The organism is Nocardiopsis xinjiangensis YIM 90004, assembly GCF_000341145.1.
Lineage (GTDB): Bacteria > Actinomycetota > Actinomycetes > Streptosporangiales > Streptosporangiaceae > Nocardiopsis > Nocardiopsis xinjiangensis.
In genome coordinates this window covers 138138-151778 of sequence record NZ_ANBE01000026.1, presented here as the reverse complement: position 1 = coordinate 151778, position 13641 = coordinate 138138, and the positions used below count along the sequence as shown (strand labels likewise).

At 69.1% G+C, this 13641-nt stretch carries 9 protein-coding genes; 8 read left to right on the top strand and 1 reads right to left on the bottom strand.

Annotation, left to right across the window (positions count from 1 at the left end; translation table 11 throughout):
* From D473_RS0113540 to D473_RS0113530, 3 genes are all read left to right on the top strand, one after another.
* On the top strand, positions 1-201 hold a 201-nt coding region (locus D473_RS0113540; protein WP_017609603.1), incomplete at its 5' end, for an ArsR/SmtB family transcription factor.
* Positions 202-913: 712 nt separating this feature from the next.
* The gene (locus D473_RS0113535; protein WP_017609602.1) at positions 914-4081 is read left to right on the top strand and encodes an efflux RND transporter permease subunit; all 3168 of its coding nucleotides are present in this window, start codon (positions 914-916) and stop codon (positions 4079-4081) included.
* Between the two features lie 205 nt (positions 4082-4286).
* Positions 4287-4481 carry a hypothetical protein gene (locus D473_RS0113530; protein ID WP_017609601.1) on the top strand — a complete coding sequence of 65 codons (195 nt, stop codon included), beginning with the start codon at positions 4287-4289 and terminating at the stop codon, positions 4479-4481.
* 81 nt (positions 4482-4562) lie between these two features.
* On the opposite strand, the gene D473_RS0113525 is transcribed toward D473_RS0113530, so the two are convergent.
* A complete protein-coding gene (locus tag D473_RS0113525) occupies positions 4563-4988 on the bottom strand; it encodes an ATP-binding protein (RefSeq protein ID WP_017609600.1) in 426 nt (141 codons plus the stop codon).
* Positions 4989-5526: 538 nt separating this feature from the next.
* Here D473_RS0113525 and D473_RS0113520 point away from each other — a divergent pair.
* From D473_RS0113520 to D473_RS0113500, 5 genes are all read left to right on the top strand, one after another.
* Positions 5527-6957: a hypothetical protein gene (locus D473_RS0113520; protein ID WP_193373278.1), complete on the top strand. Its 1431-nt coding sequence runs from the start codon at positions 5527-5529 to the stop codon at positions 6955-6957.
* A gap of 576 nt (positions 6958-7533) precedes the next feature.
* Complete coding sequence (locus D473_RS0113515) at positions 7534-8514, top strand: ABC transporter permease (RefSeq protein WP_017609598.1); 981 nt, start codon at positions 7534-7536, stop codon at positions 8512-8514.
* A 79-nt stretch (positions 8515-8593) separates the two neighbouring features.
* Positions 8594-9511, top strand: coding sequence for an ABC transporter permease (locus tag D473_RS0113510; RefSeq protein WP_017609597.1), 918 nt, complete (start codon positions 8594-8596; stop codon positions 9509-9511).
* A 16-nt stretch (positions 9512-9527) separates the two neighbouring features.
* Positions 9528-11732 carry a dipeptide ABC transporter ATP-binding protein gene (locus D473_RS0113505; protein ID WP_017609596.1) on the top strand — a complete coding sequence of 735 codons (2205 nt, stop codon included), beginning with the start codon at positions 9528-9530 and terminating at the stop codon, positions 11730-11732.
* Between the two features lie 74 nt (positions 11733-11806).
* On the top strand, positions 11807-13522 hold the full coding sequence (locus D473_RS0113500; protein WP_017609595.1) for an ABC transporter family substrate-binding protein: 1716 nt from the start codon (positions 11807-11809) through the stop codon (positions 13520-13522).
* The last annotated feature ends 119 nt before the right edge of the window (positions 13523-13641 follow it).

Genomic DNA, 13641 nt, shown 5'->3' with positions numbered 1-13641 from the left:
GGCCCCCCCCGCCAGAACGTCTCCAACCACCTGGCCTGCCTGCGCGACTGCGGGCTGGTGCACACACACGCGCGCGGGCGCCAGGTCAGCTACGAACTCGTCGACGCCTCCCTGGCCCACGCCCTGGAGGATCTCCTCCAGGTGGTGTGGGGCACCGCCCGCTCCCACCAGAGTCCTGCCGGGAAGCTCGGCCCGGCCTGACGGCGCGCCGACGGGTCCCCCCTCGCCATACGTGCCAGGTCTGCTCGGCCATGTGAGGGGCCGGGTCCTTCGTGCGGTTGAGTCCACCAGGCCTCTGTGGTCGAGGCCATCTGAGCCCCATGGACATCCGGATGGCCGAAAATGACCATTGTGATGTCCGTTACCTCCGCGAGGTGTGCGGGGGTGCGTGGGGAGGCCCACCTCACCAGGGGGAATCTTCGACTTCCGGCCGACGTCCCCCCTCTTTGGCCGGGGTCGGACCCCGACAGAGGACCGACGCGACCCTGAGAGTTCCCTGAACCCTCTCTGGGCGGCCGTACTTCCGATATAACGCGACGTAGGGTGAAATGCGTGACCGGCGGAGACGAGACCCCCTCCATACCGGTCGCGAACGAAGGCGCGGTTCGGGCCACCGCTGAGGGCCCGGCCCTCAGAGAGCCCTCACACGACGCCCCGGCCGCCGATCGCCGCACGCGCGGTGTGCTGTGCAACGCAGCGGCGGCGGACGCGTGTGGGGCCCGTGCACCCACAGACATTCCGGCGGGAGCCCCTGACGGGGGCGGCGCCCGCCGGCACACGGCAGCGAACAAGGAGCGAGGACACTCATGTCCATACGGGAGACCGAAACCGGTGGAGGGGGCGTGCCCCGCGTCGGGCGCACGTGCTGCCGGGCACGACCGGAAGGGGTGGCGGAGTGAACCGTCTTGCGACGATGTCGCTCGGCAACCGGGCACTCGTGCTGCTCATCACCCTCGCGGTGCTGTTCTTCGGGACCTTCGCGGCCGCCTCGGCCAAGCGCGAACTCTTCCCGGAGATGGACCTGCCCATGGCCATGGTCACCGCCAACTACGAAGGTGCCACGCCCCAGGTCGTCGAGAGCCAGGTCACCGAGACGATCGAGCAGGCCGTTCAGGGTGTGGAAGGCGTGGAGAGCGTCACCTCCACCTCCAGCACCGGCCAGGCCCAGATCATGGCCGAGTTCGACTACGACCAGGAGCAGAACGCCGTCGTCCGCGAGACCCAGGTGGCCGTCGACCAGATGGCCGGGATGCTCCCCGAGGACGTCGACCCCCAGGTCATGTCCATGAGCATGGACATGATGCCGGCCATGATGATGGCCATCAGCACCTCCAACGGTGACGAGGCCGGCCTGGTCTCCACGGTCGAGAGCGTGATCATCCCCGACATCGAGTCGGTGCCCGGTGTGCGTTCGGCCAGCCTCAGCGGTACCGCCGAGGAGCGCGTGGAGATCGACCTCGACGACGAGGAGCTCGAGGACGCCGGCCTGTCCTCGCAGGACGTCACCGATGCCCTGGAGTCCAACGGTCTGGTCCAGGCCGGCGGCAGCGTCGACGAGGGCGAACGCACCCTCAGTGTCACCACCGGCGAGGAGTTCACCTCGCTGTCCCAGATCGAGGACGTGTGGGTCCAGCCCTCCCAGGGTGTGGACGAGTCCGCCGAGATGCCGGGCGCCCCGCCGGCCGCCCCGCCCGAGCCGGTGCAGCTAGGCGAGCTCGCCGCGGTCTCCCTCGAGGAGGAGGACTCCCGGACCATCGCCCGCCTCGACGGTGAACCCAGCATCGCCCTCATGGTCATGGCCACCCCCGACGGCAACACCGTCGAGATCTCCGAGGGTGTCCACGACGTCCTGGAGGAGCAGTCCGACCTGCTCGGTGAGGACGCCGACGTCGGGGTCGTCTTCGACCAGGCCCCGTTCATCAACGACTCGGTCTCCGACATGATGGAGGCCGGCGGTTACGCCCTGATCGCCTCCATCATCGTGATCCTGGCGTTCTTGCTGTCGATCCGTTCCACGCTGGTGGTGGCCGTCTCCATCCCCACGTCGGTGCTGGTCGCCTTCGCCGGTATGGCCGGTTTCGGGTTCACGCTGAACATGCTGACCCTGGCCGCCATCACCATCTCCATCGGCCGCGTGGTCGACGACTCCATCGTGGTACTGGAGAACATCCGCCGCCACATGGGTTACGGCAAGGAACGCATGGCCGCCGTCAAGGACGGCGTCGGCGAGGTCGCCACCGCGGTGGCCTCCTCGTCGCTGGCCACCATCGCGGTGTTCCTGCCGATGGCTTTCGTCGGCGGCATGGTCGGCGAGATCTTCATGCCCTTCGCTGTCACCAGTGCCTTGGCGCTGGGCGGTTCGCTGCTGGTCGCACTGACCCTCACACCGGTGCTGTGCTACTGGTTCCTGCGTCCGCGCGAGGTGGGCGAGCGCACCCAGGCCGAGATCGAGGCCGAACAGAGCGAGGCGGAGAAGCGCACGCCCCTGCAGCGCCTCTATCTGCCCGTCATCCGCTGGATCACCACCAAGCGCCGTTCGGCCACCGCCCTGACCCTGGCCGCGAGCGTCGTGGTCATGATCGGCACCGTGGCCATGGCCACCACCTCCGATACGGACTGGCTCGGGGAGGCGGAGGAGAACAACTACTTCGCCGTCCAGGAGCTGGAGCCGGGTACCTCGCTGGAGGCCGCCGAGGAGGAGGCCGAGCAGGTCGAGGAGGTGCTCGCCGGCAAGGCCTGGATCGACACCTTCCAGACCAACATCGGCGGTGACCCGATGACGGGCGGGGGAGCCGGCGGTGGCGGCGTCGACCAGATCGACTACACCATCACCGCCGAGCCGGAGTCCGACCAGATCCGCAACCGCGACGTGCTCCGCGAGGAGTTCGAGCAGATGGACACCGAGAACGAGCCGCGCCTGGACGCCACGGGCGGTATGGGCGGTTCCGATCTCCAGGTCCAGGTCACCGCCGACGATCAGGAGACCCTGGCCGAGGCGACCGGTGTCGTCGAGGACGCCATGCACGACATCGACGGTGCCGAGGACGTCACCAGCGATCTGAGCGAGACCCAGTCCTCGCTGGAGGTGCGCGTCGACGGTGAGGAGGCCGCCGAGCACGGACTCGACGAGGCGATGATCGGGCAGATGCTGTCCTCGGCCTTCAACGGCCGGACGGTCGGTAACGCCACTCTGGACGAGGTGCGCCACGACACGGTCGTGCTCTCCGAGGAGGCCCCGCAGACCCGGGGCGATCTGGAGGACTTCGAGCTGACCTCGCCCACCGGGGAGGACCTGGTGCTCACCGACGTCGCCGAGGTGGAGGAGGTCGAGCAGCCGCCGGAGCTGACCCGCATCGACGGGGTCACCAGCGCCACCGTCTCGGGCGCTGCCACCGCCGCCGACCTGGGCGCGGTGACCCAGGAGATGGCCGAGACGCTGGACGGGCTCGACCTGCCCTCGGGCGCCTCGGTGAGCATCGGGGGCGTGAGCCAGGACCAGACCGAGGGCTTCGCGCAGCTCGGGCTGGCGCTCCTGGCGGCGATCATCATCTCGTACCTGATCATGGTCGCCACGTTCAAGAGCTTGATCCAGCCGCTCATCATGCTGGTGTCGGTGCCGTTCGCGGCCACCGGTTCGCTGGGTCTGCTCCTGCTCACCAACACCCCGCTGGGCGCGGCCGCCCTGATCGGCATGCTGATGCTCATCGGCATCGTCATCACCAACGCCATCGTGCTCATGGACCTCATCAACCAGAAGCGCAGGCAGGGCACGGAGATGGGCGAGGCCATCGTCGAGGGCGCCCGCCACCGCCTGAGGCCCATCCTGATGACCGCGCTCGGCACGATGGTCGCGCTGGTGCCGCTGGCCACGGGCATCGCCGGCGGCGGGGTGTTCATCTCCGGTCCGGTCGCGATCGTGGTCATCGGTGGTCTGTTCACCTCGACCGTGGGCACGCTCGTGCTGGTCCCCGTCCTCTACCAGCTGGTGGAGTGGCGCCGGGCCAAGCGCGAGGCAAAGTGGGCCGCGCGTTACGAGAAGCGCCGCCGTCGCCGTGCGGAGAAGGCCGCCCGGGCCGACTGACGCGCGACTGAAGCGAGACGAAGGTCACATTGATGGAGGTTGATGTGATTCCACCGTCCCCGTGACGGGTCCGGGAAGGGCCCGCCACGGGGACGGTTTCGTTCGTGCCCTCCCGCGATGGCCGGATCCGGCCAGGGGGCCCTCCTCCACTGCCGACGGAGCGCCGATTTGTGCTATCCGGGCAGTCCAGGCACTCTTTCGAGACATGAGTGAAACGAAGAAGAGCCTCGACGACCTCGTCCGTGCTGAGCTCGGTGACGAACCGTCCCAGGAGGCCAAGGACTACGCCCGCCAGCTCTACGAGCGCTACCGCATCCCCCAGACCGACCACACCGGCGACGAGAGCGCCGACAGTGGAGCCGAGGCCGACCCCGAGGGTTCGGCTCCGACCGAGAACTGACGGGCGCACACACGCACGCATGCGCCGGTACAACGGCGCCCGTGCGTCCGCCGTCCCTCAGTTCCCGGTCCCCGTGGCGTTTCAGGCGGGTTCGTCCTCGCTCCACTCCAGCTCGAACCAGACTTCGCGGCCCCTGCCGTCCCGGCGGGGCTCGCTCCCCCATTTGCTCGCCAACGCCTCGACCAGATCCAGGCCCCGACCGTTCTCGGACGTGTCGTAGGGATTGCGGTGCTGGGGCTCGGGCGTGCGACTCAGATTTCCCAGGTCTCTGACCTCCACGCGTGCCCACCCCGGGGCCAGACGGATCCGGACCTCGAATTTGCCGGTCTGTTCCCCCGAGGCGCTGTGGGCGATCGCGTTGGTGGCCAGTTCACTGGTCAGGAGCGCTGCCGTGGTCGCTTCTGGTGAGTTCTCGAGATGCCGCGCCACGAACCGTCGCGCGTGGGCGATCTGATTGGGCAGCCCGGGAAAACGCCTCCGGTCTGCTCGTCCTGTCTCGTCGTTCATGGGACTCGCCGGTCGTCGGAGGTATGCGGAAGAAGGGGCGAGGACCCGTGGGTCCTCCGGCGATGGCTGCACGGTCAGGAGCGGACTGCTGTTCGCTGCGTTCTCACACATCTCTACTTCCCGCGTGGATGTGCGCGGCCCGGACGCGTCCATGCCCGACGCACGGGTCACGGCGCGGTGTCGCGCACCCAGGTCGGAGCCCCCTGGGCCAGGGAGGGGAAGCGGTGTCGCAGGGAGAGCCGGGCGGCCTCTCGTGACGGTCGGTCGTCTACAGCGGCGGACGTGCCCGACGACACTGAAGGGCGCGTGTGGTCCCCAGCATACGCATCGTGCTGTTCCCGTGACCTGACGGCCCCGCGTTCTGACAGCGTATCCCCGTGCGAGCTGGGCAAAGGGTGGTTCCGGGGCGGTCGGAGGAGGGGCGGAGCACACGAGCCCGTGACTGGTGGGGCCCCTGTAGCTTGATAACGATCCGGTTACGAATGTGCTGCTTGTGGCGCTCTTGCGTCCTGAGTGACCGGCGAGTCAAGGTATGGGGATGTCTGCCCCCGTTGCTCCCCTTGCCCCTCTTTCTGGCGGCCACGGGCTCGACCTGGACCCCTCGACCCGCCTCACCGACGAAGGACACCTGCTCGTCGGCGGGTGTCCCACCCGCATCATGCGTCTGACCTCCACCCAGGTCAGCATCCTCCTGCGCTGGATGGGTGGCGCCGCACCCACCGGGCCCGAGGCCCGCGCCCTGGGCGCGTGGCTGATGGCCGCCGGCCTGGCCCACCCGCGTCCGCCCGCCGGGGCCGATGCGTCCGGTGGGCCCGCGAGTGCCTCGGGCGAGGCCGCCGGGGCCGATGCCGACGTGCTCGTGCTGGTCCCGGCCGGGGTGTGCCCCGAACCCGGATGGCTCGCCCCCGCCCTGGAACACCTGGAGGACCCCCGCGTGGGCGCCGTCGTGCCCCGCGCCCTCGTCGACCCCGAGGACCGCTTCGACGTCGGCCCCGTACGCGCCCGCCTGGCTGCCCGGCTCACGAGCCTGACCCTGCCCGAGAACCCCGGCGACCGCGCGGTCGAGCACACACCCGCCGATCCGCTGCAGCGGGTCCCCGCGCTGGTGGTCCGCCGCAGCGCGCTGCCCGCCCCGGACGCCGCTCATCCCGCCCCCGAAGCGGACACCGCTCGCCTTCCGCCCGCCGAGTCCCTCTCTCGGACACTGCCGCCCACCCTCCTGCACGACCTGGTGGCCGACGGGTGGTCGGTGCGCCCCGAACCCCGCTCCCGGGTGCGGGTCGAACCCCTGCGCGGGTTCGGCGCCTACCTGTGGACGTGTCTGCGGCTCGGCGCGGCCGCCGGAGGGGCCCCGGAACGTGCTGCCGCTGCTGCGTGTGAGCCGGACCGGGGGAGCCCGGCCGGGCCCGAGATCACCTGGGCCGGGGCGGCCGCGGTCGTCCTGGCCCTGGCCGGGCGCCCGAGAACCGGGGCCCTGGTGGGCCTGGCGGGGTACACGGTGGCCGCAGGCGCCCACAGGTTGCCCGCGAAGACGGCGGTACGCGCGGTGGGAGCGTGCGCGCGCGACGACGCCCGGGCGGTGGTGCGTGCGGCGGAACAGGGATGGGCCCCGGTCGCCCTCGCGGCCTGCCTGCGGCGTCCGGCGACGGTCGCGGCCGTGGTGGCGTCGGTGGGGCTGACCGGACGTGCCTCACCCGTGCGCACGGCGGCTTGGGCAGCCGGGGGAACGGCCCGGTCAGCGGGGACGTGGTGGGGCGCCTGGCGGGCCCGCTCCGCCGCGGCGCTGGTACCCCGGGTGCGTGCGCCCTTCGCTGCCCGGCGTGGCAGCAGGGCCCCGGAGCCCGGCCCGCGCGGATGCGACCTCCGGTCCGAGTTCCCCTTGCCGTGCGGTGCGGCGGCTCCTGGGTCCGCCGAGCGGAAGGGGGCGGATTCCGGGGCGGGGCAAGGCCGGCTCGACATGGGGTGTTAGCAGTGGTTAACTTCTCAATTACCCTGGGTAAAGGTGGTACTTGGTCCTTTTTTGCATGTTCAGAGCTTTTCGGGCGGGTGGTGAAGGTGTCCGAGGGGGTGCTGTTGCGGTTCTTTCCGTCGCGCTTCGGGAAACGTCCGGGAGGTCGGGGCGTGCGTCGCCACGCCGCCTTCGTTCCGATGCCGCTTGCCGGCGGGGGCTTCCGGGGCGCCTCGCTCCCGTTGGCTGGGGGTTCCGTGGCGGGGGGACTTCGTGGTAGCGGTCGGCATTGAAAGTTCGACAAATTGCCAGGGTGGGTTCGCCTGAATAGGCACCGTTGTCTTTTCTTGATGTGCTAGTTACCGTCAGGTGTCTAGCGGCCCCGCAGAATCATGACATTCCGGTCGCTGATCGTGCGCCGGTAGAAAGCGTGAATCGGCAGTCACCGGGAGTAACCCCCGCCGGTGGTCGCGGGATCGCCAGAGCTTGACGGAGACCCTCCGCTCGGCTCACGGCCCGGACCCCCCGGGGCCCTGTTGCGTGACCGACCACAATGCAGACAAGCGCCGGGCTCGGCTGTGAGGTTCGGAGATAGTTTTGGGCAAGTTCCTGGCCAGGCGGCTGTTGAACTACGTCGTGTTGATCTTCATCGCGACGAGTTTCGCCTACGTGCTCGCCGCGACGAACCTCGCGCCGCGCGACTACTTCGAGCAGATGCAGCCCCCGCCCGATCCCGAGCTGGTCGACGCGCAGCTCGACACGCTCAACCTCAACGACGAGACCCCGCTGGCCCAGCGCTACGCCACCTGGATGAGCGGTGTGCTCAGTGGTGACTTCGGCCAGACCATCCAGGGCGGCAGCGTCACCGACCAGATGCTGATGAAGGCCGGGGTCACCCTGCGCCTGATCGTCGTGGCCACCCTCCTCGGCAGCTTCATGGGCGTCGTCATCGGTGCCTACGCCGCGATCCGCCAATACCGCGCCTTCGACAAGGCCGCCACCGGCGCCTCCTTCTTCGTCCTGTCGGTCCCGACGGTCGTCATCGCGATCGTCATCCAGGTCGCCGCCGTGACCGCCAACGACCTGCTCGGAATCCAGTTCTTCCGATATTCGGGCGAGTACACGGCAGGGTTCCAAGGCGAGTGGTGGGAGATGCTCATCAACCGCGTCTACCACGCGATCCTGCCCACGCTCGTGCTCGCCCTGGCCCTGTTCGCCACCTTCGCCCGCTACCAGCGCAACATGATGCTGGACGTGCTCGGCGCGGACTTCGTGCGCACCGCCATGGCCAAGGGGCTCACCCGGCGCAAGGCCCTGTTCAAGCACGCCCTGCGCACCGCGATGATCCCCACCATCACCTACTTCACCTTCACCTTCGGGATGCTGGTCTCCGGAGCGACCTTCACCGAGAAGATCTACGCCTGGCAGGGCATGGGCGCCTGGCTCATCGACTCCATCGCGCGGCAGGACGTGCACGTGGTCGCGGCGGTCTCCTTCTTCATGGCGGTCACGATCATGGTGGCCTCCCTGCTCTCCGACCTCCTCTACGCCTGGCTCGACCCGAGGGTGAGGGTGTGATGAGCACCGGACCCCGCCACCCCAGTCCCGCCCCGCATCACCCGCGTCCCACCGCGGCCGCACCGTTGGAGACCACGGCATGAGTACGAGCACCGACACCCCCACCCAGGGCACGGAGGGACAGGCGCCGACCGTGTCGCCCGCCCCCAGCCGTTTCAAGGACATCCTGCACCAGCTGCTCGGCACCCGCCGCGTCATCATCGGTCTGGTGATGCTCGCCGTCCTGGCCCTGGTGGCCTTCCTCGGGCCCCTCATCAGCGCCTGGGGCGTCAGCGAACGCGACTACCTCAACATGCTCCAGGGACCCACACCCGAGCACTGGTTCGGCACCAACCGCACCGGCCAGGACATCTTCACCCAGGCCACCGCCGGTCTGCAGAAATCCCTGCTCATCGGTCTGCTCGTCGCGCTGATCTCCACCGTGGTCGCCGCCCTCGTGGGGGCCTTCGCCGGCTACTTCGGCGGGTTCACCGACCGTGTCCTGATGTGGATCGCCGACCTGGCCCTGGTCCTGCCCAGCTTCGTGATCCTGGCGATCCTGTCCCAGCACTTCATGGGCGCGAGCGGCTGGTTGATCCTGGTGGTGCTCCTGGGCGGCCTGAGCTGGATGGTCACCTCCAAGATGGTGCGGGGCATGACCATCTCGCTGCGTGAACGCGAGTACATCCACGCCGCCCGCTTCATGGGCGCGCCCCCGCGCAAGATCATCCTGCGCCACATCCTGCCGAACATGTCCTCCCTGCTCATCGCGGACGCCACCATCATGGTCAGCACCGCGATCATCGGGGAGACCGCGCTGAGCTACTTCGGCCTCGGTGTGCAGCCGCCCGACATCAGCCTGGGCATCGTCATCGCCGACGGCGCAGATTTCGCCACCACCGCCCCGTGGATGTTCCTCTTCCCCACGGTGCTGCTGGTGCTGCTGGTGCTCGCAGTCAACATGATCGGGGACGGGCTGCGAGATGCCCTCGACCCGGCCACGAAGTCCCGCCGTTAGTGAAGGCAGCACACCAATGAGCATCGACACCATCGAGGGCACCCACCCCGCACCCGGCGCCGAGGAGACGGGCAAGGCCCCCGTCCTGGAGGTCACCGACCTGCGCGTGACCTTCCGCGGGTTCAACAGCAACCCCGACGTCACCGCGGTGCGCGGCGTCAGCTACCGGGTCCACCGCGGCGAGGTCCTGGGCATCGTCGGCGAGTCCGGCTCCGGCAAGTCGGTCTCCTCCATGGCCGCCATGGGCCTGCTGCCCGACCACGCGAGCATCACCGGATCGGTGCGCCTGCACGGCGAGGAGATCCTCAGCCTGGACGACAGGGCCATGGCCCGCAAGCGCGGCAAGGTCATCTCCATGGTCTTCCAGGACCCGCTCTCCGGCCTGACCCCCGTCTACACCGTCGGCGACCAGCTGGCCGAGGCCGTCACCACACACGACAAGAAGACCCCCAAGGCCAAGGCACGCGAGCGGGCCGTCGAGCTCCTGGACCTCGTAGGCATCCCCAACCCCGAGAACCGCTACCGCTCCTTCCCCCACGAGTTCTCCGGGGGTATGCGCCAGCGCGTCATGATCGCCATGGCCATGGCCAACAACCCCGACGTCATCATCTGCGACGAACCCACCACCGCCCTGGACGTGACCATCCAGGCGCAGATCCTCGAGCTGCTGCGCGCCGCCCAGCGCGAGACCGGCGCCGCGATCGTCATGATCACCCACGACCTCGGCGTCGTCGCCGGGTTCGTCGACCGCCTCCTGGTGATGTACGCGGGCCGCCCCGTGGAGATGGGCTCCGTCGACGAGATCTACTACGGCAGCCGCATGCCCTACACGATGGGCCTGCTGGGAGCCGTGCCCCGCATGGACCTGGAACGCCAGGGCGCCCTGGTGCCCATCAAGGGCAACCCGCCCTCCCTGACCGACCTGCCGCCGGGCTGCCCGTTCGCGCCGCGCTGCCCCATCGCCCGGCCCGAGTGCGAGATGGCCGAACCCGAACTCCTGCAGGTGGGCGAGCAGCCCTCCGCCGAAACCATCCGGGCCACCTCCGAGGAGGCCGGCCACGCACCCGCCCAGGTCAAGGACACCGGTGAGCGCCGCGTGGCCTGCATCCGCTCCGGGGAGATCGACAGCAACGCCTGGACCGCCCAGGACATCTACCCGGTGCCCGACATCGCCGAGTTCGAGGGCTACTCCTCCGACCGCGAGCAGCGCGCAGACATGCTGCGCGTGCGCGACCTCATCAAGCACCACCCCCTGATGAAGGGCGCCGTGCTCAAACGCCGCGTCGGCACCGTCTACGCCGTCGACGGCCTGGACTTCGACATCCGCGAGGGCGAGACCCTGGCGCTGGTCGGCGAGTCCGGGTGCGGAAAGTCCTCCACGCTCATGGAGATCATGGGCCTGGACGAACCCCAACGCGGCTCGGTCGAGGTCATGGGCCGCGACGTGTCCACCCTGTCTAAGGCCGACCGGTTCGCCCTGCGCAAGGACATGCAGATCGTCTTCCAGGACCCCATGAGCTCCCTGGACCCGCGTATGACGGTCTTCGACATCATCGCCGAGCCCCTGGCCACCCACAAGGTGCCCCAGGAGGAGATCACCAGGCGTGTGTACGAGCTCGTCGGCCTCGTCGGGCTCGACCCCGAGCACGTCACGCGCTTTCCCGCCGAGTTCTCCGGCGGCCAGCGCCAGCGCATCGGTATCGCCCGCGCCCTGGCCCTGGAACCCAAACTCCTCGTGCTGGACGAGCCCGTCTCCGCCCTGGACGTGTCCATCCAGGCCGGCGTCATCAACCTGCTCGAGGAGCTGCAGGCCGAGCTCGGCCTGGCCTACCTGTTCGTGGCGCACGACCTGTCGGTGGTCCGGCACATCGCCGACCGGGTCGCGGTCATGTACCTGGGGCGGATCGTGGAGATCGGTGACACCGACTCCATCTACAACCGCCCCTCGCACCCCTACACCCAGGCGCTGCTCTCGGCCATCCCGGTCCCCGACCCGGAGAAGGAGCGCGGGCGCGCCCACATTGTCTTGGACGGCGACCTGCCCAGCCCCGCGAACCCGCCCTCGGGTTGCAGGTTCCGTACGAGGTGCCAGAAGTTCCTCACGCTCTCCGCGCAGGACCAGGAGCAGTGCACGAACACCGAGCCGCAGATCCTGCCCGCCAACGGTGGGGACCAGGGAACCGCCTGCCACTTCGCCGAAGGGCGGGAAGGGGTCCGATGACCCCCGGGGCTCGATCTGGCAAGGCCGGTGCCACCCCGCGCGCCGGCCGGAACATCCGTGGAAGGAAGACCCCCATGCGTATCGGGAAGTGGCGTTACCTCGCTCCCGCCGCGGCACTGGTCCTCATGGCCAGCGCTTGCGGTTCCAATGAGGACGATGACCAGGCCGAGGGCCAGGAGGCGGCCGCCGAACTGGCCGCCGAGGACCTCAACCCCGCCGACCGCGACGACCTGCAGGACGGCGGCGACTTCGTCTGGGCCCTCAGCGAGTACGAGGACCAGCACAACATGGCCCACGTGCAGGGCAACAAGGGCGACGTGGGCCGGGTCATCTCCGCGACCATGCCCGCGGCCTCGCGTTACGACGAAGCGGGCAACTACGAGCCCCGCGAGGAGTACGTTCTCGACTACGGCGTCAGCGACGACGGCCTCGAGATCTCCTACGAACTCAACCCGGAGGCCGAGTGGTCCAACGGTGAGCCCATCACCTGGGAGGACTACGAGGCCAACGCCATGACTCGCGGCGGTCACCGCGACGACGATTTCGAGCTGGGCTCCACCGTGGGCTACGAGCGCATCGACTCGGTCGAGCAGGGCGAGGACGAGTACTCGTTCACCATCCACATGGACGAACCCTTCGGTGACTGGCCCTGGTTCTTCAACGAGCTCTACCCGGCCGAGTACATGGAGGACGAGGAGGAGTTCGCGGAAGGCTACTACCGCGACCTGCCCGTCACCGCCGGCCCCTTCGGCGACGCCGAGTTCGACGAGGTCGCCGAGCGCATCACCGTCGAGAGGAACGAGGACTGGTGGGGTGACGAGGCCAAGCTCGACCGCATCGTCTTCGACGCCATGGACACCAGCGCCCAGGCCGGTGCCTTCGACAACGGCGAGATCGACGCCTTCTACCTGGGCTACGACGCCGCCGCCTACGAGCGTCTGAAGGACCAGGAGGGCGACGGGGCCTACTTCACCCAGGCCGTCAACCACGGCCACCGGTTCATGAGCCTCAACGGTTCCAGCCCCCGCCTGGAGGACAAGCGGGTGCGCCAGGCCGTGGCGATGACCATCGACCGCGACGTCATGGCTGAGGTCGCCCTCGGCGCGGTCGAGTGGCCCATCACCGGTGAGGTCAACCGCCTGCTGCGCTCCAGCCAGAACGGCTTCGAGGACAACAGCGGCGACCTGGGCGATGTCGACACCGATCGCGCCCAGGAGCTGCTGGACGAGGCCGGCTGGACCCTCGAGGACGGCGAGGACGTCCGCACCAACGAGGACGGCGACAGCCTCACCCTGAACTACGTGGTCTCCGAGGGCATGGACCTGGCACAGGACGAGGGCGAGATGGCCCAGCAGATGCTCGCCGAGGTCGGTATCGAGGTCGACGTCCAGCCGGTGCCCTCCAACGCGCTGTTCTCCGAGTACATCACGCCCGGCAACTACGAGTTGGCCGCGTTCGTGACCATCGGGACCTCACCCTTCAACGCCAGCACCAAGGCCAACTACGGCGGTCCGCTCGACGAGGACGGCGAGGAGTGGGGCAACAACACCAGCCGCCACTCCACGCCCGAGATCAACGAGCTCTTCGACGAGCTCGCCGAGACCACCGACGACGAGCGCTACACCGAGATCGTCAACGAGATCGACACCCTGCTGTGGGAGGAGGTCCTGACCATCCCGATGTTCGAGCGTCCCGGCTTCTGGGTCATGGACGAGAACCTGCACAACTTCGGTGAGTTCGGTCTGGCCACCGACTACGTGTACGAGGACATCGGTTGGGCAGCCGAGTAGGAGTGTTGTCCGACCCCGCTCCGCTCCGCACCGCCCCGAGGGGTGAGCCGGGCCGGAGCGCAGAGTAAGGGCCGGTACCGGTAGGTGCCCACCCGGGCGCCGTGCCCCTCACCGGGGGT

Coding starts and splice junctions, on each gene's coding strand:
- D473_RS0113525 (WP_017609600.1), bottom strand. CDS start 4,988: ATGAACGACGAGACAGGACGAGCAGACCGGAGGCGTTTTCCCGGGCTG.
- D473_RS0113500 (WP_017609595.1), top strand. CDS start 11,807: ATGCGTATCGGGAAGTGGCGTTACCTCGCTCCCGCCGCGGCACTGGTC.
- D473_RS0113510 (WP_017609597.1), top strand. CDS start 8,594: ATGAGTACGAGCACCGACACCCCCACCCAGGGCACGGAGGGACAGGCG.
- D473_RS0113535 (WP_017609602.1), top strand. CDS start 914: ATGTCGCTCGGCAACCGGGCACTCGTGCTGCTCATCACCCTCGCGGTG.
- D473_RS0113520 (WP_193373278.1), top strand. CDS start 5,527: ATGTCTGCCCCCGTTGCTCCCCTTGCCCCTCTTTCTGGCGGCCACGGG.
- D473_RS0113530 (WP_017609601.1), top strand. CDS start 4,287: ATGAGTGAAACGAAGAAGAGCCTCGACGACCTCGTCCGTGCTGAGCTC.
- D473_RS0113505 (WP_017609596.1), top strand. CDS start 9,528: ATGAGCATCGACACCATCGAGGGCACCCACCCCGCACCCGGCGCCGAG.